The organism is Streptomyces sp. NPDC059477 (genome assembly GCF_042749375.1).
Classification (GTDB): domain Bacteria; phylum Actinomycetota; class Actinomycetes; order Streptomycetales; family Streptomycetaceae; genus Streptomyces.
In genome coordinates, this window is record NZ_JBHYUG010000034.1 from 51,239 (window position 1) to 72,416 (window position 21,178).

Consider the following 21,178-nt stretch of genomic DNA (forward strand, 5'->3'; position numbering starts at 1 on the left):
GGACGCACGGGAGGTTCGTACGGAATTCACCTTTTGTGCGCCTTGTCACCCTCCGTCGGACGAGCCCAGCACGAGCGAGACCGTCCGTTCCTCGCCGTCCCGGAGGAGCTTCAGCTCCAGCCGGTCGCCGGGGCGGTGCGAACGGGTCTTGACGATCAGCTCCTCGCCGGAGTGGACCCGCCGGCCGTCGATCTCGGTGATCACATCGCCGGGCTCGATCCCGGCCTCGTCCCCCGGGCCGCCCTCGGTGACCGGCGAGCCGCCGTCACTGCTCTCGGTGCCCACGCGGGCGCCGTCACCGGTGTAGTTCATATCGAGGGTGACGCCGATCACCGGGTGGGTGGCCTTCCCGGTGTTGATCAGCTCCTCGGCGACGCGTTTGCCCTGGTTGATCGGTATGGCGAAGCCGAGTCCTATCGAACCGGCCTGCGTGCCGTCCGGCTCGGAGCCGCTGCCCGCGGAGCGGATGGCGGAGTTGATGCCGATCACCCGGCCCTGGGAGTCCAGCAGCGGACCCCCGGAGTTCCCGGGGTTGATGGGGGCGTCCGTCTGGAGGGCGTCGACGTACGAGATGTCCGTGCCGTCGCTCTCGCCGCCGGCCGTGATGGGCCGGTCCTTGGCGCTGATGATCCCGGAGGTGACCGTGCCGGACAGATCGAAGGGGGCGCCGATGGCCACGACCGGGTCGCCGACCTGCACATTGTCGGAGTTGCCGAGCGGTGCGGGCCGGAGCCCCTTGACCCCGGACACCTTCACCACCGCGAGGTCGTAGCCGCCGTCGCTGCCGACCACCTCGGCCTTGGCGGTGTCCCCGCTGTTGAAGGTGACGGTGATCTCACCGCCGTCGCCCGCGGGCTCGACGACATGGTTGTTGGTCAGGATGTGACCGCTGCCGTCCAGCACGAACCCGGTACCGGTGCCGGACTCGGCGCCGCCGGACACATGCAGGGTCACCACGCTCGGCAGCGTCCGTGCCGCGATCCCGGCCACACTGTCCGGCGCCCGCTCGGCCGACTCCTTCCCGGCCTGCGGCAGCTCCACGGTGGTCCCGCCGTTCCGCTCCAGATACGCCCCCACCGCCCCGCCGAACCCACCGGAGACCAGCGCCAGCACCAGCGCGCCCCCGAGCAGCGTCCGCCGCCTGCGCCCTTGCCGCTCACCCTCCCCCGGCACCGCCGCCCCGGTCTGCTGCAACGGCCCCGACAGCCCCGTCGGCTGCGCCCAGGGGTCATACCGCCGCCAGGGGTCGACGGAAGCGCCGTGGGGGGCCGGGGGCGCGGGGTGGGGGCTGGGGTAGGGGGCGAGGTGCGGGCCGGGGTGCGCATCGACGGGGGGTACGCCATGGGCACCGCCGACGGGAGGCTGCGCGGCGGTGGCGGGCGGGTGCTGGGCGACGCCGCCGGGGTGCCCAGCGACATCCGCTGCGTGCTGGGCGAGCCCGCTGGAGGGGTGCCCGACGTGGCCTGCCTGCTGGGCGAGCCCACCGGAAGGCTGACCGACGCCGCCTGCCTGCTGGGCGAGCCCACCGGAAGGCTGGGCAACGTGGCCTGCGTGCTGGGCAGAACCGGCCGAGGGCTGACCGACATGGCCTGCGTACTGGTCAAAACCCCCGGAAAGCTGACCGACGCCGCCTACCTGCTGGGCAGGGCCGCCGGAGGGCTGGGCCACATCGCCTGCGTGCTCGGCAAGACCGGTCGACGGCTGGGCAAAGCCGCCCGGGGACTGGGCAACGCCCCGCACCGCCCCGACCGGAGGCCCCGCGCTCCCCTCGACCGAGGGCGCGCCCGAGGTCTGTCCCGGCACACTGGCCCCAGCCTGCCCAGGCGCACCCGCACCCGTCCCGCCGGGCATACCCGCGCCCCCGCCCTGCTGCTGCGGAACGCCCGCCGCGACCGCCGTGCCCCGCGCCGGAGTGGCCGCCGGATGCTGCACCGGCGGCGCCGGAGCCCACGGCCCGGGTTCACCGTAGGGCGGGGTGCTGTAGGGGTCGGGGTCGTGCAACGGCTTGGGCTGCTCGACAGCCGCCCCGGCATCTACGGCCGCACCGGCATCGACAGCCCCACCAACGCCAGTCACCGCATCGGCATCGCCAGCCCCACCGGCACCAGCCACCGCACGAGCATCGGATGCCACCCCGGCACCAGTTGGCGCCCCGGCACCTGCTGCCACCCCCACGTCAAGGGCAACCCCGGCATCCGCACCCACCCGAGCATCCGCCCCCGGCACGGCATCCACCGCCCCCACAGGCCGCTCCAGCACAAAGTCACCGTCCCCCGGAGCCTCCCCCGAGCCCGAGTCCGCGCCCACGTCCTCCCCCGCGCCCGCCTCCGGACGCCTCAGCTCGAAATCGGCGTGGGGGTCGTGGGAGTCATGAGAACCGACGGCGTAGCCATCCGCACCCGAACCGGCCCCCGCGTCGGCCGGTGGCGGCCCGCTCGGTGCCGGGTGACCCGCTGGGCCCTGTGTGGGCTTCCCCTCGTCCATGCTCTCCCCACAGCTGGCCGCGACCGGCCGCGCAGGCGGTGGCCGCGGTACGTCGACTCCGCGCCCGGCAGCCTGCCGAAGGCGCGGTCCACCCAGAATTCAACCAGGTTCACCCCGCCCGCGAGCGACGCTCCGGCTCAGCGGGCCGAGGCGGAGGGGCCGGGCGGCGGTGGGGTGGCCGAGCCGGGGAACTGTCCGGCGAGCAGACCCGAGGTGGTGGCGTCGGACGCTTCCAGCCACGCCGCCAGGGTGAGCGGCGGGGTCGCGGAGAACGGTCGTATCAGCGGGGACATCGCGGCGGCCCCGGCCTCCACGGCCGCGGTCAGCGGATGCGTCACCCGCCGGTCCTGCGGTCCGCCGGGCAGCAGCGGCGCGGACACCTCCGTGGCGGCCACGGAGGAGTCGAGCGACTGCTGTCCCTGGGCGAGCAGCGGTCCCGCGCCGCGCCGGCGCTGGCTCTCCGCCGCGGTGGTGGTGGCACCGGTGGCCGGGGTGCGCATCGGCGTCACATTGCTGCCGTTGCCACCACGGGCCTCGTTGGTGGTGTCGCCCGGCAGGCCCGTGGTGACCCCGCCGAGGGCGATCGCGGCCAGCGACACCGCTCCGGCGGCGGCGAAGGCGAACCGGCGGCGGCCACGGGAGGCGGCGGCCCGATCGGCGTCGTGCCGCCCGACCTCGTGGATACGGAAGCCGCGCTGGGGGGCCGCGGCGGCCGGGAGCAGGGTGCCGGGCCGCCGGGCGGAGAGGTGGTCGAAGTCGAAGCGCTCGCCGCCACGCTTCGGGCCGAGGATCCCGGGCGGTCCGCCGGGGATCCCGTCGAGGAAGCTCCGCTCGTCGAGCGGGTCGCCCCCTTCGCCGTCACCGCCGCCGGGCAGCCCCTGGAGGCGGGCCAGAAAGCTCGCGGAGGGGGGTGGGGGGGCGGCCTCCGCGAAGACGTTCTTCAGTCGGCGCTGGGCGTCGACCTCCGCCCGGCACCGGGCGCAGGTGGCCACATGCGCGAGCACCCGCTCACGCGACTCATGACCGAGCTCGCCGTCCACCAGGGCGGCGAGTCGGTCTCCCAGATGCTGTTCTGCCAGGCGCTCCTCGGCAGACTTCGGCCGTGAACCACTCACGCGGACGCGCCCCCTCCCCCCAGAGCGGGCACACGCGACGCGAACGAGCGGCGCTCGGCGCGCGCCTCCGGCGAGCGGTGCGCGAGGGCCTTGCGGAGCTGGGAGCGACCGCGGTGGATCCGGGAGCGGACCGTGCCCAGCTTCACGCCGAGGGTCGCGGCGATCTCCTCGTACGACAGTCCTTCGATGTCGCACAGGACGACCGCGGCGCGGAACTCGGGCGCGAGGGTGTCCAGCGCCTGCTGGACGTCCGCGTCGAAGTGGGCGTCGTTGAAGACCTGCTGCGGGTTGGGCTCGCGGCTGGGCAGGCGCTCGGCCGCGTCCTCACCGAGGGCGTCGAAGCGGATGCGCTGCTTGCGGCGCACCATGTCCAGGAAGAGATTGGTGGTGATGCGGTGGAGCCAGCCCTCGAAGGTGCCCGGCGTGTAGGTCGACAAGGACCGGAAGACCCGGACGAAGACCTCCTGGGTGAGATCCTCGGCGTCGTGCTGGTTGCCGGTGAGGCGGTAGGCGAGCCGGTACACCCGGCCGCTGTGCGTGCTGACGATCTCCTCCCACGTGGGCGGAGTCCACGCCTGCCCGTCCGCGTCGGTGGAGAAGGTCGCGGTCTGGGTCTGGCCAGCGGCGTGGCTGTGGTCAGCAGCGGTGTTGTTCACGGATTTCGGCCTGCCCGCCGACCTGAGAAAGCGCCGCAGCACTCCTCCCCGATCCACAGGTCCGGCCGCACCTCCCCTGTCGGCTCTGGTGGTGTCCAGTGGAGCCCCTACCATAGCCACCTCGCCCGTTAGCTCCCCATAAGCGGTTTTGCAAGAGTTTGATCTGTGCTGATACGGCTCATGCGGCTGCGTCAGCACTTGGTCTTCCCACCGCTCGCCGTCGTGATCCAACCGTGTCCCCCCGTAGTCGCGCACACCCTTCTAAACGCCCGGTCCCATCTGCGGGTTCCCGGCGCCAACGGATACAGTCACGCCGAAGGACCAACGGGGACAGGAGAGGGTCATTACCGGCAACCGGCAGACGAGCTGGGCGTTCGCCGACGCCTATGTCGCCGAGGACGAAGCGCTGCACTGGGCCCGCGACCGGGCCCTTGACGCAGGGCTGCGCTCGGTGTCGCCCGGCACGGGTGCCGCGTTGCGGCTGCTGGCGGCCTCGGTGGACGCCAAGGCGGTCGCGGAGATCGGTACCGGCACGGGAGTCTCCGGAATCCATCTGCTGCACGGGATGCGCGCCGACGGGGTGCTGACGACCGTGGATCCCGAGCCGGAGCACCAGCAGTTCGCCCGGCAGGCGTTCCGCGCCTCGGGCTTCGCCGGCAACCGGGCCCGGTTCATCCCCGGCCGGGCCCTGGACGTGCTCCCCCGGCTCGCGGACGCGGGCTACGACCTCGTGTTCTGCGACGGTGACCGGCTTGAGGTCCTCGACTACCTCGCTGAATCGTTGCGCCTGCTGCGCCCCGGTGGCCTGGTGGTTTTCGAGGGTGTCTTCGCCAACGGCCGGACGGTCGACTCGGGTCCGCAGCCCACGGAGGTGCTGCGGCTGCGTGAGCTGCTGCGGTCCGTGCGGGAGAGCCAGGAGCTGGTGACGTCCCTGCTGCCGATGGGCGACGGCCTGCTGTGCGCGGTCAAGCGCTGACCCTGCGCCGGCCCTGCCTCCACCTCTCCCCCCATCCCTCTCCCCTCCGCTGTTTCTGCCGAGCCGGGGAACGAGCAACCGCCCCGGCACCGGAAAGGTGCGGGGGCGGCTGAAAGGGTATGGCCGCTCGCGACCGGCACCTTCATGGGCGCTCTGGTCAGCCCACGACCTTCTTGAGGGCGTCGCCGAGCGCGTCGGCCTCGTCCGGGGTCAGCTCGACGACGAGCCGACCGCCGCCTTCGAGCGGAACGCGCATGACGATGCCCCGCCCCTCCTTGGTCACCTCGAGCGGGCCGTCACCCGTCCGCGGCTTCATGGCCGCCATGCTCGTTCCCCTTCCTGAAACCAGCTCAATCGTCAAAGCCGACGGCCCACTGAAGGGCACGCGCAGCCCCTGAGCGGGACACGCGCCACCGGCATCGAACACATTGCTTCCCAGCCATTATCCCGCATCGTGCGACCCGATGACCAACATCGGTCGGCATCGCTTGGGCAACGCGCCCGAGCAAAACCACCCAATTCGGCGATCGGAACGCGATACCCCGCGCCCGCACAGACTTCCGGCCGCCGGAATCGGGCCCGAATTCTTTGACGCAGGTCACACGTCCGTTCCAGTGCTTCGGCGGTGATCTCCGCCATGCTGTCCCCAGGACACGACCTACCGTTCGGTACGCCGCCGGACGACCTGCGACGGAGGGGACCCGCCATGGCCGACACCGTGCTCTTCGAGGTGAGCGACGGACTCGCGACGATCACCCTGAACCGCCCGGAGGCGATGAACGCGCTGGACGTCGTCACCAAGGTCGCCCTGCGCGAGGCGGTGCGGTCGGCGGCCGACGACCCCGGGGTACGGGCCGTGCTGCTGACCGCCGCCGGGGAGCGGGCGTTCTGCGTGGGCCAGGATCTCAAGGAGCACATCGGGCTGCTCGCGACGGACCGCGAGGCGGGCGGCGGGCAGACCATGAGCACCGTACGGGAGCACTACAACCCGATCGTCAGGGCGCTGGCGGGGATGGCGAAGCCCGTGGTGGCCGGGGTGAACGGGGTCGCGGCCGGGGCCGGCTTCGGCTTCGCGCTCGCGGCGGACTACCGGGTGGTCGCCGACACCGCGTCCTTCAACACGTCCTTCGCGGGCGTCGCCCTCACCGCCGACTCCGGGATCTCCTGGACGCTGCCCCGGCTCGTCGGCCCCGGCCGCGCCGCCGACCTGCTGCTCTTCCCCCGCGGGGTCAAGGCGCAGGAGGCGTACGACCTGGGGATCGCGAACCGGCTGGTGCCCGCCGCCGAGCTGCGCGCCGAGGCCGAGAAGGTCGCCCGCGCGCTGGCCGCCGGGCCGACGGTCGCCTACGCGGCGCTGAAGGAGTCCCTGGCCTACGGCTTCTCCCACTCCTTCGAGGAGACGCTGGAGAAGGAGGACGAACTTCAGACGCGGGCCGGGGCGTCCGAGGACCACGCGATCGCCGTCCAGGCCTTCGTCAACAAGGAGAAGCCGAAGTATCTGGGGCGGTGAGAAACCCCGGGGGCCCGCTACGAGGTGCCTCTCGCGACGCACGCCTCCAGGTGGTCGTCCACCAGTCCGCACGCCTGCATCAGGGCGTACGCCGTGGTCGGGCCGACGAAGCGCAGGCCGCGCTTCTTCAGGGCCTTGGACAGGGCGGTGGACTCGGGGGTGATCGCCGGGACGTCGGCGATGTTCTTCGGGACCGGGCGCAGGGTCTGGTCGGGGGCGTGCGACCAGATCAGCTCGTCCAGCTCGCCGGGGGCCCAGTCGGCGAGCACGCGCGCGTTGGCCATGGTGGCGTCGACCTTCGCGCGGTTGCGGATGATGCCGGGGTCGGCGAGCAGACGTTCGCGGTCGGCGTCGGTGAAGCGGGCGACCTCGGCGATGACGAACCCGGCGAAGGCCGTACGGAACCCGGGGCGGCGGCGCAGGATGGTGAGCCAGGACAGGCCGGACTGGAACGCCTCCAGGCAGAGCCGCTCGAACAGCGCGTCGTCGCCGTGGACCGGGCGGCCCCACTCCTCGTCGTGGTACGTCACGTAGTCGGGGGTGGACAGGGCCCAGGGGCAGCGCAGCGCGCCGTCCGCACCGGGGACCGCGGATCCGTCGCTCACTGGTGGTCCCCCTCGGCGGGCTTGCCGAGGTCCACGTAGCCGTCGTCGAGGTCGGCGTGGCCGCGCCCGGTGCGCGCGCCCGCCAGCGCGGACTCCAGGTCGGCGATCCGGGCGTCCCGCTCGGCCAGCTCGGCCGCGACGCGGTTCAGGGCGTCGTCCACGTCCTCCATGCGGTAGCCGCGGACGGCGAGCGGGAAGCGCAGGGCGTCGACGTCCGCGCGGCCGAGCGGGCGGTCCGGGGGCAGCGGGTCGCGCAGCCGCTGGGGCGCCGCCTCGGGCAGCGGGCCGGTGCCGTCACCGCCGCCGACGACCGCGAGGGTGACCGCGGCGACCACGACGGCGAGCGCGACGACCAGGAACAAGAACATGACCATCGGGTGTGCCCCCACGCTGGGTGTGCTCGATCTGAGGTGTCTGAGGTGTTCGGCTCCGATCGTGCCATGCGAGTCTGACAGTAGGCTCGCGGACGGCCGACAAAGGTCACGGACCAGGATGAACACAGTCGGTACGTCGATACGTACGTCGGGACGAGGAGGGGCGCAGGGGATGCTCAGGCTGGGCAAGAGGGATTTCGCAGCGCACGAGCCGGTGATCATGGCGATCGTGAACCGGACCCCGGACTCCTTCTACGACCAGGGGGCGACCTTCCATGACGAGGCGGCCCTCGCGCGCGTGGAGCGGGCCATCGCCGAGGGGGCCGCGATCATCGACATCGGCGGGGTGAAGGCCGGCCCCGGCGAGGAGGTCACGGCCGAGGAGGAGGCGCGGCGCACGGTCGGGTTCGTCGCGGAGGTGCGGCGGCGCCACCCGGACGTGGTGATCAGCGTGGACACCTGGCGCGCCGAGGTCGGCGAGGCGGTCTGCGAGGCCGGGGCGGATGTGCTGAACGACGCCTGGGGCGGGGTCGATCCACGGCTGGCGGAGGTGGCGGCGCGCTACGGGGCGGGGCTGGTGTGCACGCACGCCGGGGGCGCCGAGCCGCGTACGCGTCCGCATCGGGTGACGTACGACGATGTGGTGGCCGACATTCTGCGGGTGACCGTGGGGCTGGCGGAGCGGGCGGTCGCGCTCGGGGTGGACCGGGAGTCGGTCATGATCGATCCGGGGCACGACTTCGGGAAGAACACGCGGCACAGTCTGGAGGCGACGCGGCGGCTGGGGGAGCTGGTGGACACGGGGTGGCCGGTGCTGGTGTCGCTGTCCAACAAGGACTTCGTGGGGGAGACCCTGGACAAGCCGGTCAAGGAGCGGGTGCTGGGGACACTGGCCACGACCGCGGTGTCGGCGTGGCTGGGGGCGCGGGTGTACCGGGTGCACGAGGTGGCGGAGACGCGCGAGGTGCTGGAGATGGTGGGGGCGATCGCGGGGCATCGAGGGCCGGCGGTGGCGCGGCGGGGGCTGGCGTAGGGCTGTTCCTCGCCCCCGCCGCCCCTGCCCTTCCCGTCCCTGCCCTTCCCGTCCCTGGGGGCCGCACCCCCAGCCCCCCTTCGCCCCCTGGCCTCTTTCAGCCCTTTCCGCTCTTTCCGCTCTTTAGCGGCCCGTCTCCTTCGACACCAGGGACACCGCCTCGTCCACGTCGTCCGTGACGTGGAACAGGAGGAGGTCCTTCTCCGCCGCCTTGCCCTGGGCCACCAGGGTGTTGCGCAGCCAGTCGAGCAGGCCGGTCCAGTAGTGGGTGCCGAACAGGACGATCGGGAAGCGGGTCACCTTCTGGGTCTGGACGAGAGTGAGGGCCTCGAAGAGTTCGTCGAGGGTGCCGAGGCCGCCGGGCAGGACCACGAAGCCCTGGGCGTACTTGACGAACATCATCTTGCGGACGAAGAAGTAACGGAAGTTCAGACCGATGTCGACATAGGGGTTCAGCCCCTGCTCGAAGGGGAGTTCGATGCCCAGGCCGACGGAGACACCGCCCGCCTCCAGGGCGCCCTTGTTCGCGGCCTCCATCGCGCCGGGTCCGCCCCCGGTGATCACCGCCCAGCCGGCCTCCACCAGCGCCCCGCCGAGCCGCACGCCCGCCTCGTACTCCGGAGAGTCCACGGGCGTGCGGGCGGAGCCGAAGACGCTGATCGCGGGCGGCAGTTCGGCGAGGGTGCCGAAGCCTTCGATGAACTCCGACTGGATGCGCAGGACCCGCCAGGGGTCGGTGTGGACCCAGTCGGAAGGGCCGCCCGCGTCCAGGAGGCGCTGGTCCGTCGTGCTCGCCGTCACCTGACCGCGCCGCCGCAGGACCGGTCCGAGGCGCTGCTCCTCCGGCGGCTGGTGCTTGCCCTCAGGGTTGCCGGTGGCCATGTGCGCTCCCTCCGATCGGGTCCCGCCCCGGCGCCGGCGGCCGGGGCCGCGGATCCGGGGAGGGACGTCTTTCCACCTCAGCGTAGATCTACGCCGGTTACACGCGGGGGACGTCGGCGTGTCCGGCCCGGAGCGGGCTCCCGGACAACCGGCCGGAAAGCTCCCCTACACCGTCAGCCAGGACCTCAGCCGCTCCTCGGCCGCCAGGATCTTCCCGGTTTCGACCCGTTCGTCCCGCTTGTGGGCCAAATGCGGGTTGCCCGGGCCGTAGTTGACCGCGGGGACGCCCAGCGCGCTGAACCGGGAGACGTCCGTCCAGCCGTACTTGGGCATCGGCGTGCCGCCGACCGCCTCGATGAACGCCGCCGCGGCCGGGTGCGACAGCCCCGGCATCGCCGCGCCGCTGTGGTCGACGACCTCGAAGTCCGTCACCCCGCAGTCCGCGAAGACCTCATGGACATGGGCGACGGCCTCGGCCTCCGTACGGTCGGGGGCGTAGCGGAAATTGACGGTGACCACGCACTCGTCGGGGATGACATTGCCCGCCACCCCGCCCGAGATACCGACCGCGTTCAGGCCCTCGCGGTACTCCAGGCCGTCGATCACCGGGTAACGCGGCTCGTACGCGGCGAGGCGGGCCAGGATCGGGGCGGCGGCGTGGATCGCGTTGGAGCCCATCCAGGAGCGCGCCGAGTGCGCGCGCTCCCCCTTGGTCCTCAGCAGCACCCGCAGGGTGCCCTGGCAGCCGCCCTCGACCTGACCATCGGAGGGTTCGAGGAGCACCGCGAAGTCGGCCGCGAGCCACTCCGGGTGGGCGGCGGCGAGATGCCGCAGGCCGTTGCGCTCGGCGGCGACCTCCTCGTTGTCGTAGAAGATGAAGGTCAGGTCGCGGTTGGGGGCCGGGACCGTCGCCGCGATGCGCAGCTGGACCGCCACGCCGGACTTCATGTCGCAGGTGCCGCAGCCCCACAGCACCCCGTCCGCGTCCAGCCGGGAGGGGACGTTGTCCGCGATCGGTACGGTGTCGATGTGCCCGGCGAGCACCACCCGCTCCGCGCGCCCCAGCTCCGTACGGGCGACGACGTTGTTGCCGTGGCGGTCGACCGTGAGGTGCGGCAGGGCACGCAGCGCCTGCTCGACGGCGTCGGCGAGCGGCTTCTCGGTGCCGCTCACGGACGGGAAGTCGACGAGCCGCGCGGTCAGCCGGGCGGCGTCCAGGGTGAGGTCAAGCGGGGTGTCGGACATGCCCCGACACTATCGCCGCGAGGGCGGGGCACCCGCCGACACCCACACGGCCCCCTGCTCTGACGCCGCCGACGTCCGGCGGCCCGACGCACCGCTCGGGCGCCGCCCAGCCGCCCGTCCGGCCCCACAGCCGCCCGCCCGCCAGCACCCCCGAGCCGCTCAGCCCCGGCACACCCGCCTCCGGCGAGCACCCGGCCACGGCGGCGCGGCTGCCAGGGCCGGTCCGGGCCGCTCTCCGGCGGCGGCGCGCAGGGGAGTGTCGTCCTGCCCATGAACGGTCCGCCCGGACGAGGCGCCCGCCCGACACCCACCCACCCGAACCCGCGGGATACCGACCGCCCAGCCTCCCGGCTACCCGCCCGTCGACCGCCGTCCGTCCATGAACACCCGCCCGGCCCCCACAGACTCCCGGCCACCCAACGCACCACGAGACCGCCACCCGCCCGACCACCCCGCTGCCCGCCCAACGCCCGACCGGCCCAAGCGAACCCCCACCCCTCGACCAACCCTCCGCCGACCAACCGCCCACCCGTGGCCGCCCGTCAACACCCGGCCCCCTCCACCGCCCCGCCACCCCACCCCCACCCCCACGCCCGCCCATCCGGCGCCGCCGGTCGCCCTTCCGTACATCCTTTCGTCGCTCCGCGGAAGCGGTCCCGCAAGCTCCAGTACCTTGGACGGGTGTCAGAGCCGTCCCCTTCACCCAAGCGTCCCGGTCGTCTCCTGCGTCTCGGAGCGGCCTTCGTGGTCCTGCTCGCCGTGGCGGGCTACCTCGTCGTGCAGTACGTCACCGGCGCCTCGGGGTCGGGCTGCAAGGTCGTCGCGGGTGACGGGGCGGACAGAACGTACGAGTTCACGCCCGAGCAGGCGGTGAACGCGGCGACCATCTCCGCCGTCGGCACCGCTCGCGGGCTGCCCGAACGGGCCGTCACCATCGCGCTGGGCACCGCGATGCAGGAGTCCGCGCTGCGCAACCTCGACCACGGCGACCGCGATTCGCTCGGCCTCTTCCAGCAGCGGCCGTCCCAGGGCTGGGGCACCGAGCAGCAGATCATGGACCCGGTCTACTCGGCGAACGAGTTCTACGAGCACCTCGAAAAGGTGCCGGACTACACCGAACTCCCGCTCACCGAGGCCGCCCAGCTCGTCCAGCGCAGCGGCTTCCCGACCGCGTACGCCAAGCACGAGCCGGACGCCCAGCTGCTCGCCGACGCCTTCACCGGCCGCTCCGCCGCCACCCTGACCTGCGCCGGCCGCCCCGACACCACACAGCCCCAGGGGCAGGCGCGGGCCGCCGGTCCGGACGCCGTGCGCTCCGCCCTCGTACGGGACTTCGGGCAGTTGGAGCAGACCGGCGCCGAGGTGAGCGCGGACGGGCAGGGCACGCCGTCGCCCAGCCCGACCGGGGTCACCACCGAGACCAGCGGGCGGACGGTGACCGTGCCGGTGACGCCGGACACCAACGAGGCATCGGGCAGCACCGCCGAGGAGCGCGGCTGGCAGGTCGCGCACTGGGCGGTGGCCAACGCCTCGGCGCTGCGCATCGAGAACGTCTCGTTCGCGGGCCGGCAGTGGACCGCCGGGACGTCCGACGAGCCGTGGACGACGGTGGACGCGGGGGACGACACCTCGCGGGATGCCGTACGGATCGTCACCGCACGCTAGTGCGATCGGTCACCCTCGGGGGGTAGCCCGGGGCGGTCGCGGCGCGGGGGTGCGCAGGTTTTCGCGCGGTCACCCCGCCCTTCGGCGAATCCCTTGGGGGCACAGGGCCGTAAGGATTCGGCAGACATTCCCACCGAGTGCTCTTTGCCCGTTTTTATCCGCAACCGATAATGCGACGCATTACCAACTCTTTACGTTGGCGCTCCGCAACCTCTCCGGGGGGTCGAGCGGTAGTCACTGCGTCCGAGCCCGGACAGCGGGCCGCCGAATGAACCCTCGTGAGGCGGTCAACTCCCGGGCCGGACAGGACACTTCACCGTTCTCTTCCGTCAAAGGAGCATCATGTCCCTCCCCCTGACCCGCCGGATCGCCCGTGCCGCGCTGCTCGTCGCTGCGGGAGCGGCTGCCGGGGTCGGTGCGGCCGGCTCCGCCAGCGCGGCCCCCGAACTGCCCGCCACCCCCAACCTCGGCGGCCTGACCGCCCTCGACGGCGCGAGCGTCGGCAACACCGTCGACGGCGCGGCGCGCAGCGTCACCGATGTGGCGGGCGAGACCGGCGGCAAGACCGTGAAGCAGACCGTGCCGGCCGCGGGCAGGACCACCGGACAGGCGGCGAAGACGGCGACGCCGGCCGCGCAGAAGGCCGCGGGTGACGTCGCCGGGTCCGCCGGGGCGGTCGTGGGAGAGACCGCGAAGACCGCGACCAAGGGCGGTCTGCCGACCGAGGGCCTGACCAAGGGCGGCCTGCCCCTCAAGGGGCTCCCGCTGGGCTGACCCGTCCGAGCCGTGCGCGGTGGGTGTTCGCGGGGGGTGCCCCGGGCGCGGGGCTTCCCCGGGTCCCTCCACGCATGTTCATCCCCCCGCGAGCCGCGCCACCGCCGCGCGCACCCGCTCGTCCGTCGCCGTCAGCGCCACGCGGACGAAGTTCTCGCCCGCCTCGCCATAGAAGTCCCCCGGCGCCACCAGGATGCCCAGGTCGGCCAGGTGGGCGACCGTGTCCCAGCAGGACTCGTCCCTGGTCGCCCACAGATAGAGGCTGGCCTCACTGTGCTCGATGCGGAAGCCGTGGGCGAGCAGGGCGGCGCGCAGGGCCTCGCGCCGGGACGCGTAGCGCTCGCGCTGGACGCGGACGTGCTCGTCGTCGCCGAGGGCCGCCACCGCCGCCGCCTGGGTCGGCGCGGAGGTCATCAGGCCGCCGTGCTTGCGGATCTCCAGGAGGGGGCCCAGGACCGCCGGATCGCCCGCCAGGAAGGCGGCGCGGTAGCCGGCCAGGTTGGAGCGCTTGGAGAGGGAGTGGACGGCCACGATGCCGTCGTACGAGCCGCCGTTGACGTCCGGGTGCAGGACCGAGACCGGGTCGGCCTCCCAGCCCAGCTCCAGATAGCACTCGTCGGAGAAGACCAGGATGCCGTGGGCCCGCGCCCAGGCGACGATCCTCGTCAGCTCCGCCTTCGGCAGGACCTGCCCCGTCGGGTTGGACGGGGAGTTCAGCCACAGCAGCTTCAGGCCCTCGGGGTCGAGGGCGGTCGGGTCGTCGTAGACCTCGTACTGTGCGCGGGCCAGCCGGGCGCCCACCTCGTAGGTCGGGTAGGCCAGGCGCGGGTGGGCGACCCGGTCGCCGGGGCCCAGGCCCAGCTGGGTGGGGAGCCAGGCGACGAGTTCCTTCGAGCCGACGATCGGCAGGACGTGGTGGTGGGTGACGCCTTCGGCGCCGAGGCGGCGGGTGAGCCAGCCGGTGATCGCGTCGCGCAGCTCGGGCGTGCCCCAGACCGTCGGATAGCCCGGCGAGTCCGCCGCCGCGATCAGCGCCTTCTGGATCACCTCGGGGACCGGGTCGACCGGCGTGCCGACCGAGAGGTCGACGATGCCGTCCGGGTGGGCCTCGGCGGTCTTCTTGAACGGGGCCAGCCTGTCCCAGGGGAAGGTGGGCAGACGGTCGGTGACTGCGGACACGGGTTCGTGCTCACTTTCGATTGCGCGCTGGTACGGCGAACGCCCCGGCCCCGTCCGGCGATCGTGGTGATCAGGCCGTACGGGACCGAGGCGGTGCGAGGCGGTGCGGCGCGCGCTCAGCCGTTCTGCGGCGGCAGCGCGGCGATGAAGGGGTGGTCCCGCTCGATCAGCCCGAGTTTGCTGGCGCCACCGGGAGAGCCCAGCTCGTCGAAGAACTCGACGTTCGCCTTGTAGTAGTCCTTCCACTCCTCCGGAGTGTCGTCCTCGTAGAAGATCGCCTCGACCGGGCAGACCGGCTCACAGGCACCGCAGTCGACACATTCGTCCGGGTGGATGTACAAGGACCGGGAGCCCTCGTAGATGCAGTCGACCGGGCACTCCTCGATGCACGCCTTGTCCTTGACGTCGACACAAGGCTGCGCGATGACGTAGGTCACGCTGTCGTTCCTCCTCGATACGGGCGCTGGCGGGCCACCTCGGGCTCCGCCGCCTGGCGCGCAAAAGCGCGGCGTCGTCGATGCCCACACCTAGTATCTCCGTTCTTGGGCTTGATCCGTACAGGAGGGGTGGATTGACCTGTGGAAATCTCGGCGAGCGGGCGCCTCGTGGTCCGAATCAACGCGGCTGACGTGGGCAAACGGGTCTCCGTCCGGCGGCGTCTCGATCCCCGGGACACCCGGGGTGAATTCACCGACACGGTGGGTGTTCTCACATCCTGGGACAATGGTGTGCTGGTGATCACACGCCGGGACGGCGAACGCGTCCGGATCGTGGAGTCCACGCTGGTCGCGGGCAAGGTGGTGCCGCCCGCGCCGGCCCGTCGCCGGGGGCCCTCGGCGACGTACGACGAACTGGCCCGGGTCTCCTCGCGCGCGTGGCGTCCGCTGGAGAGCGAGCGGCTCGGCGACTGGGAGCTGCGGGCCGCCGCCGGGTTCACCCGCCGGGCCAACTCGGTGCTGCCGCTGGGCGATCCCGGACGGCCGCTGGACGCCGCGCTGGACGCCGTGCGCGACTGGTACGGCGCGCGGGGGCTGCCCGCGTACATCCAGACCGCCACCGGCGCCGAGGGCACCCAGGAACTGCTGTGCGCGTGGCTCGCCGAGCGGGGGTGGGTGCGGGAGGTGAGCGCCGAGCTGTGGATCGGCGCGCTCGCGCCGGTCGCCGACCGGGCGGAGGGCGCGGGGGTCGTGCTGGCCCGCGAGGCGGATGCCGGGTGGCTGGCGCGGTACCAGCGCAAGGGGGTGAGCGAGGTGGCGCTACGGGTGCTCGGTAGCGGGCCCTCGGTGTGGTTCGCCAGTGTGCCCGGGGAGGGGGCGGCGCCCGCCGCGATCGGGCGGTGTGTGGTGGACGGGCGGTGGGCCGGGTTCGCCGCCGTGGAGGTGGATCCGGCGCTGCGGCGGCGGGGTCTGGCCACCGAGGTCATGGCCGCGCTCGCCCGGCGGGCGCTCACCGAGGGCGCCTCGGCCGGCTGGCTCCAGGTCGAGACGGACAACACCCAGGCGCGGGCGCTGTACGGCAGGCTGGGCTTCGACGCGCATCACACGTACCACCATTTCCGGGCCGGCCACTGAGCCCGGTCCGGGCGGGCGCGGAGTCCCTACCGGGCTTGCGCGCCGAGTGCCATCCGGACCGGGCGTCGAGTCGCCCGCGGGCCGAGGGCCGAGTGCCGGTCGGGCTTGGGCGCCGAGTGCCGGTCGGGCTTGGACGCCGAGTACCGTCCAGGCCAGGCGCCGAGTCCTCGTCAGGTCCGGGGGCCGGATCCCGTGCCCTCGTGCGAGGGCGTTCGCGTCCCTTCGTGCGGGGGCGTCCGGTGTCGTCGGGGAGGCGCCCCGTGCGCGGTCCGGGGGTGGGGCGGTGTCGGTCTGGCGGCTACCGTCCGGGGACGTGTCGCCCGCCGTGCGGGGGCTCCCCGCGTGTCGTCCGATTCCTTCTTTTCGTCGAAAGGGTACGAGGCTGTCATGCCGTCTCCCTTGCCCCCATCGCCTGAGCGGTCCGCCGAACTGCGGCGGCGGTTCGCCGAGGAGGCGCGCTCCGGGGCGCCCGATCTGTCCGCGCTGTGCCTGCTGATCGGGGCGCAGGCGGACGGGACGCTCGACGACGCCGGGATGGACGCCGCGCAGGTGGAGCTGGACGAGCTGGCCGGGCGGCTGCCGTTCCGGCCGGGCGGGCCGCACGACTGGGCGGTGGCGCTGCGGGAACTGCTCGGGGAACGGCTCGGGTTCCGTGGCTCCGCCGCGGAGTACCGGCGGCTCGACGCCTCGCTGCTGCACCTGGTGCTCCGGCGGCGGCGCGGGCTGCCGATCCTGCTGTCGGTGGTGTGGCTGGAGGTCGCGCGGCGGGCGGGGGCGCCGGTGCACGGGGTCGCGCTGCCGGGGCACTTCGTGGTCGGGTTCGGTCCGGCCGGACGGCAGGTGCTCGCTGATCCGTTCGACGGGGGACGGGTGCTGACCGGGGCGGACACGGAGCTGCTGGTCGCGGGGGCCACGGGGGGCGGGGTGGACGCGGCGATGCTCGCGCCGGCCGATCCCCTGGACGTGGTGCTGCGGATGCTGAACAACGTACGGGTGTGGGCGCGGGTGCGGCCGGAGCGGTCGGATGTGGCGCTGTGGGCCGTGGAGTTGTCGTTGCTGCTGCCCTCGCATCCGGCCCGGTTGCGGTACGACCGGGCGCAATTGCTGGTGCGGCGAGGGGATTTCGTCGGCGGGGCCGTCGAGTTGGAGGCGTACGCGGACGTGGTGGAGGGGGTGGACGGGCGGGCCGCGGAGGCAGTGCGGGGGGAGGCCCGGGCCGCTCGGGCGTTGCTGAACTAGCCGTTCGGGCGCGGAGGCGGGGGAAACGGCGTCGGGGCACCCGGTGATGCCCGGGTGCCCCGCTCTTCGCCGCCTACGGCCCGTCAGCTCGGGTTCGTCTCGATGGTCGCGACCCGGTCCGTCGTGCTCATCAGCGCCGGGCGCAGGGCGCTGATCACGTCCTGGACGGTGACCGGGGTCTGGTCGCCGGTGCCACGGGTGACCAGGACGTCGGCGAAGGTGCTGCCGTACAGCTCCTGGAGCGCCGCCTCGTCGTAGGAGTCGACCAGTTTGCCGTCGACGGCCTTGACCTGGAGGAACTTCCACAGGCTGTTCTCAGGGCTGAAGTCGATGGAGTGGCCGGCGTCGGTCTGGACGGTGACCAGGCCGGACATCGCCGGTTCCGCGAACTCCTTCATCATGCGGTCGACCTCGGCGTCGGACACCGTCGGCTGCTGTTCGGTGGTCGGCAGCGCGACCGGGCCACCGGTGCCGGTCTCGACCTGGGTGCGGTACGCCTCCTCGACCGCCGCGCCCGCCTGCTCGGCGTCGATGCCCTTGCCCGCCTTGCCGTAGACGGCGACCGCCTTGCCGGACTCGAACTCGATGGTGCCCTCGCCCGCGCTGGTCGCGCCGCCCGCCGCGTCCGCCAGGGCGGAGTGCAGCTTCTCCACGTCGACCGGCATGACCGGCTCCACGATCCGCTTCTCACCGAAGAGGGAGCCGATGACCGACACCGGGTTGTAGTCGCTCTTCGCGGCGATGGCGACCGTGGCGTCCGCGTCGAACTGGAGGCCCGCCTGGTCCGGCGGGAGCGAGACGGTCTCGCCGTCGACGGACAGCTCCAGCGGGACCGCGGTGCGTTCGCCGAGTGTCTCGTCCAGCTTCTTCACGGCGTCGTCGCGGGTGCCGCCGCCGATGTCGACGCCGAGCACGGTGGTGCCCTTGGGCACGTCGGAGTGGTTCATCAGCAGTCCGGCGCCGTAGGCGACACCGCCGATGAACACGACCGCGCCGACGAGCAGCATCAGCTTGCTGCGGCCCTTCTTCTTGCGGGGCGCGGCGGCGGGTGCGCTCCGCTGTGCCGGTTCGGGGCGCTGCGGTGCCGTCCGCGGGGCGCCGTCCGGACCGCCGCCGCCCGGCGCCGGGGAAGGGGACGGGCCGGGGGTCCGGTCGTCGGGCGGGACGACGGGGATGCCGCTGGTGAGGGTGTCGCCGGAGACGTTCCCCGGCGTGGGGTAACGGCCGCCCGGGGGGGCGGAGGCCTGTACCTGCGGGGTGAGGATCGCGGTGTCGTCGCTCAGGCCGCTGCCGGGGGCCATGGGGACGCCCGGCGCCATGGGGGCACCGGGGACGCCGGGGGCCAGGGTGGCGCCGGAGGCCATGGAGGCGTCGAGCGCGCCCGGGACACCCGGGCCGCTGGAGACGCCGCCAGGGACTTGCCGCGCGGCGAGTGGGCCGTCGCCGGTGACCGGGCCTCCGGTGGGGCCCGCGGGGCCCTGGGGGCCGCCGTAGCCGTGCGGGCCGCCCTGGCCGTTCTGGCCGCCGGGACCGCCGGGGGCACCGGGCATTCCCGAACCCGGCACGACACCGTGGCCGTTGTGGGCCGTGTGTCCGTTGTGGGCGGCGTGGCCGTCGTGGCCGTGGTCACCAGCGTGCCCGTTGTGGCCATTGTGGCCGTTGTGCCCGTTCGCCCCGGGCTGTCCGGCGTGTCCCTGGCCGGTGAAGCCGTTGCCGGGGTGGCCGCCGTCCCCGTAGCCGCTCTCCGGGGCGTAGGGCCGGTCGTCGCGCTGGGCGGCGCCGTTGCCGCTCGTGCGCTGTCCGGCCGTCAGGGCCTCGGTCACGTCGAAGGAGCCGGTGCCGCCGCCGTGGCCGGGGGCCACCGGACCGCCGGTGGCCCCGGTGGCGCCGGTACCGCCGGACAGGGCGGCGCCGGTCGCCGGGCGGGCACCCGGTGTCGTACCGCCCGGGGCGCCCAGGGTCGTACCGCCCGCCGGGGTGGCACCCGAACCGAGGCTCCGGCCCGCCCCGTTGGCGGCGCTGCCGCCCTGGGCAGGCTTCGGCGGCTGGCCGGCCTTGCGCGGTGCGAACCAGTCGCTGGTCTTGTCCTCTCCCGGGGCACCCGGGGCACCCGGTGAGCCCGGTGCGCCCGGTACTCCTGCCGCGCCCGGCACTCCCGGTGCGCTCGCCGCGCGCGGCGGTCCCGGTGCGGCGGCCATCTGGCCGTGGGCCGGGGGCGGCGGGGGCTCGGGGGCCCGGTCGTCGGAGTTGTCGCCGTCGGCGACGGGTGTGCGCACCACGACCGGGGGGATCGGCCGGGACCCGGGGATGTTGATACGCACCCGGGTCGTCAGTGTGGTCTCGGTCTTGCGTTCCTCCGGCTGCGCGGCCGAACGGCCCGCGTCCGCACCGCCGTCGGGGGCGGCCGGCGTACCGTACGGCGGCGTGCCCGAGGGGTATGCGGCTCCGCCGCGCCCTTGGGGCCCGGAGGACGGACTGTCAGTTTCACGACTCAAGGCAGGTTCTCCCGGTTGGCTCCGCCGCCCGTTGCGACCTCACTCTGCTTGGGGGTCCCCCCTGGCCCGAACCGAGTCGGGCGGATGGGGAGGATCGGCGGCGCGCACCACCATACTGGCCGCTTCACACGCGCATCCCATGACCGCTGGGGAAACCCGCACGGGACGCGCACGCGCCGGGGGCGCAGAAGTGGTACGTCACTTGCCAAGTCGGACGGATGGGCCGCCCGGTTGCCGCCCCAGGCCGAGCGTGGCGCAGATCACAGCCACGGCCATCCCGCCGAGCAGGAAGAGGTACGAGCCCGCGCCCGCCGCGAACGCGAAGTCCCCTTCCGGGCGGGTCGTGGTGAGCAGGATGACGGAGAGCATCCAGCCGGCCGCCGGGGCCACCGCCCCGGCCCGCCCGCCGGTGGCGAGCGCCCCGCCCAGGAACGTCCCGGCCGCGCCGGCCAGCGACAGCAGCAGCCCGCCGGGGAACCAGGCGGCCTCCACCAGCGTGCCCGCGATGCCGATGACCAGCCCGAGCGCGAACAGGGCGAGGTGGGCGGCGATCCGGCCCGGGGAGGGCCGGCGCAGCGGCTGGGCGAGCAGCGGTTGCCGGTCGCTCATGACGGTTCTCCGATCCCGGCGAAGAGATCCCGCCGCACGCCCGGCGCGCGCTCCCCGTGCACCAACTCGTAGTACTCGGTGGTGAACAGTGGCTGGACAAGGTCGTTGGAGAGCACGAAGTACGGCTCGTGGACGGTGATCTGGGTGGCGTGCGCGGCCATCGCGGCGGCCTTCGCGGCAGCGAACGCGGTGCCGTCGATCGCGGTGGTGATCAGGGCGTCGTCGACCACGCCGGGGAGGTCGCCGACGCTCGCGGCGCGCTCGTACGGCAGGGCGGGCAGGTCGGCGGCGAGGCGGGCGAAGGCGGTCTCGGCGACGGTGCGCGGGACGCGGTTGTAGAAGATCCGGTCGATGCCGATGCCCTCGGCCGCGGCCAGTTCGGCGGCGCGCAGGGCGACGCGGTGGGCCTGGATGTGGTCGGGGTGGCCGTAGCCGCCGTCCGGGTCGTAGGTGACCAGGACCTGGGGGCGGACCTCGCGGATCACGTCGAGGAGCAGGGCCGCGGCCGAGTCGACGTCGGCCTGCCAGAAGCAGGTGGGGTCGTCGTTGTCGGGCAGGCCCATCATGCCGGAGTCGGTGTAGCGGCCGGCGCCGCCGAGCTGACGGAAGTCGGCGACGCCGAGGGCGCTCAGGGCAGCGGTCCGCGCCCCCCCCCCGGGGGGGGCCCACCCGCGCGCCCCGCTAATGGGGGCGCAGCGGCGGGTTTAAGACCCCCCCAGTCACCGCCGAGGCGTGTCACAACTTCACCCCCCGCCCCAAGCCGCGC

The 21,178-nt window shown here is 73.6% G+C and carries 19 protein-coding genes and 1 pseudogene; 7 read left to right on the top strand and 13 right to left on the bottom strand.

Translation table 11 applies throughout. The features are described 5' to 3' along the window. Window positions 1-45: 45 nt before the first annotated feature. From ACFXAZ_RS19050 to sigE, 3 genes are all read right to left on the bottom strand, one after another. Entirely contained in the window at window positions 46-2,133 is a 2,088-nt protein-coding gene (locus ACFXAZ_RS19050) for a trypsin-like peptidase domain-containing protein (protein WP_384592087.1), read from the bottom strand. Between the two features lie 488 nt (window positions 2,134-2,621). Further along, window positions 2,622-3,599 carry an anti-sigma factor family protein gene (locus tag ACFXAZ_RS19055; RefSeq protein ID WP_384592090.1) on the bottom strand — a complete coding sequence of 326 codons (978 nt, stop codon included), beginning with the start codon at window positions 3,597-3,599 and terminating at the stop codon, window positions 2,622-2,624. Next, the gene (sigE, locus tag ACFXAZ_RS19060) at window positions 3,596-4,369 is read right to left on the bottom strand and encodes an RNA polymerase sigma factor SigE (protein WP_384592093.1); all 774 of its coding nucleotides are present in this window, start codon (window positions 4,367-4,369) and stop codon (window positions 3,596-3,598) included. The genes ACFXAZ_RS19055 and sigE overlap by 4 nt, the downstream gene beginning before the upstream one ends. Before the next feature lie 163 nt (window positions 4,370-4,532). Between sigE and ACFXAZ_RS19065 the strand changes: the two genes are divergently transcribed. Next, window positions 4,533-5,231 (top strand): O-methyltransferase, encoded by a 699-nt coding sequence (locus ACFXAZ_RS19065; RefSeq protein WP_384592170.1) that lies wholly within the window; start codon window positions 4,533-4,535, stop codon window positions 5,229-5,231. A gap of 157 nt (window positions 5,232-5,388) precedes the next feature. Here the strand turns inward: ACFXAZ_RS19065 and ACFXAZ_RS19070 are convergent, their stop codons facing one another. Further along, on the bottom strand, window positions 5,389-5,556 hold the full coding sequence (locus ACFXAZ_RS19070; RefSeq protein WP_003966491.1) for a DUF3117 domain-containing protein: 168 nt from the start codon (window positions 5,554-5,556) through the stop codon (window positions 5,389-5,391). Between the two features lie 381 nt (window positions 5,557-5,937). Between ACFXAZ_RS19070 and ACFXAZ_RS19075 the strand changes: the two genes are divergently transcribed. Then, on the top strand, window positions 5,938-6,741 hold the full coding sequence (locus tag ACFXAZ_RS19075) for an enoyl-CoA hydratase/isomerase family protein (RefSeq protein ID WP_384592096.1): 804 nt from the start codon (window positions 5,938-5,940) through the stop codon (window positions 6,739-6,741). Window positions 6,742-6,758: 17 nt separating this feature from the next. On the opposite strand, the gene ACFXAZ_RS19080 is transcribed toward ACFXAZ_RS19075, so the two are convergent. Further along, entirely contained in the window at window positions 6,759-7,346 is a 588-nt protein-coding gene (locus tag ACFXAZ_RS19080; protein WP_384592099.1) for a DNA-3-methyladenine glycosylase I, read from the bottom strand. Then, window positions 7,343-7,720: a DivIVA domain-containing protein gene (locus ACFXAZ_RS19085; RefSeq protein WP_384592102.1), complete on the bottom strand. Its 378-nt coding sequence runs from the start codon at window positions 7,718-7,720 to the stop codon at window positions 7,343-7,345. The genes ACFXAZ_RS19080 and ACFXAZ_RS19085 overlap by 4 nt, the downstream gene beginning before the upstream one ends. 172 nt (window positions 7,721-7,892) lie before the next feature. Between ACFXAZ_RS19085 and folP the strand changes: the two genes are divergently transcribed. Then, entirely contained in the window at window positions 7,893-8,753 is an 861-nt protein-coding gene (folP, locus tag ACFXAZ_RS19090) for a dihydropteroate synthase (RefSeq protein ID WP_384592105.1), read from the top strand. A gap of 123 nt (window positions 8,754-8,876) precedes the next feature. Here the strand turns inward: folP and ACFXAZ_RS19095 are convergent, their stop codons facing one another. Beyond that, window positions 8,877-9,635, bottom strand: coding sequence for a TIGR00730 family Rossman fold protein (locus ACFXAZ_RS19095; protein WP_384592108.1), 759 nt, complete (start codon window positions 9,633-9,635; stop codon window positions 8,877-8,879). 165 nt (window positions 9,636-9,800) lie between these two features. After that, window positions 9,801-10,880, bottom strand: coding sequence for a succinyl-diaminopimelate desuccinylase (dapE, locus tag ACFXAZ_RS19100; RefSeq protein WP_384592111.1), 1,080 nt, complete (start codon window positions 10,878-10,880; stop codon window positions 9,801-9,803). A 681-nt stretch (window positions 10,881-11,561) separates the two neighbouring features. Here dapE and ACFXAZ_RS19105 point away from each other — a divergent pair. Continuing rightward, complete coding sequence (locus ACFXAZ_RS19105) at window positions 11,562-12,545, top strand: heavy metal transporter (RefSeq protein WP_384592114.1); 984 nt, start codon at window positions 11,562-11,564, stop codon at window positions 12,543-12,545. 342 nt (window positions 12,546-12,887) lie between these two features. After that, window positions 12,888-13,319 (top strand): ATP-binding protein, encoded by a 432-nt coding sequence (locus ACFXAZ_RS19110; RefSeq protein ID WP_384592117.1) that lies wholly within the window; start codon window positions 12,888-12,890, stop codon window positions 13,317-13,319. Window positions 13,320-13,397: 78 nt separating this feature from the next. Here ACFXAZ_RS19110 and ACFXAZ_RS19115 read toward each other — a convergent pair whose 3' ends face one another. Beyond that, entirely contained in the window at window positions 13,398-14,498 is a 1,101-nt protein-coding gene (locus tag ACFXAZ_RS19115) for a bifunctional succinyldiaminopimelate transaminase/glutamate-prephenate aminotransferase (RefSeq protein ID WP_384592120.1), read from the bottom strand. A gap of 116 nt (window positions 14,499-14,614) precedes the next feature. Continuing rightward, entirely contained in the window at window positions 14,615-14,935 is a 321-nt protein-coding gene (gene fdxA / locus ACFXAZ_RS19120; protein ID WP_003985062.1) for a ferredoxin, read from the bottom strand. Between the two features lie 141 nt (window positions 14,936-15,076). Between fdxA and ACFXAZ_RS19125 the strand changes: the two genes are divergently transcribed. Together ACFXAZ_RS19125 and ACFXAZ_RS19130 are read left to right on the top strand one after the other, a co-directional pair. Next, window positions 15,077-16,069 (top strand): GNAT family N-acetyltransferase, encoded by a 993-nt coding sequence (locus ACFXAZ_RS19125; protein WP_384592123.1) that lies wholly within the window; start codon window positions 15,077-15,079, stop codon window positions 16,067-16,069. A 387-nt stretch (window positions 16,070-16,456) separates the two neighbouring features. After that, on the top strand, window positions 16,457-17,308 hold the full coding sequence (locus ACFXAZ_RS19130; RefSeq protein ID WP_384592127.1) for a tetratricopeptide repeat protein: 852 nt from the start codon (window positions 16,457-16,459) through the stop codon (window positions 17,306-17,308). Between the two features lie 83 nt (window positions 17,309-17,391). Here ACFXAZ_RS19130 and ACFXAZ_RS19135 read toward each other — a convergent pair whose 3' ends face one another. The 3 genes and pseudogenes from ACFXAZ_RS19135 to mshB form a co-directional block, all read right to left on the bottom strand. Continuing rightward, window positions 17,392-19,803: a hypothetical protein gene (locus ACFXAZ_RS19135; RefSeq protein WP_384592130.1), complete on the bottom strand. Its 2,412-nt coding sequence runs from the start codon at window positions 19,801-19,803 to the stop codon at window positions 17,392-17,394. A gap of 198 nt (window positions 19,804-20,001) precedes the next feature. Continuing rightward, window positions 20,002-20,412 carry a DUF6113 family protein gene (locus tag ACFXAZ_RS19140; protein WP_384592133.1) on the bottom strand — a complete coding sequence of 137 codons (411 nt, stop codon included), beginning with the start codon at window positions 20,410-20,412 and terminating at the stop codon, window positions 20,002-20,004. After that, window positions 20,409-21,050 (bottom strand): annotated as a pseudogene (mshB, locus tag ACFXAZ_RS19145) (N-acetyl-1-D-myo-inositol-2-amino-2-deoxy-alpha-D-glucopyranoside deacetylase); the annotation flags it as partial. The pseudogene mshB and the gene ACFXAZ_RS19140, both read right to left, overlap by 4 nt. Window positions 21,051-21,178 lie beyond the last annotated feature (128 nt).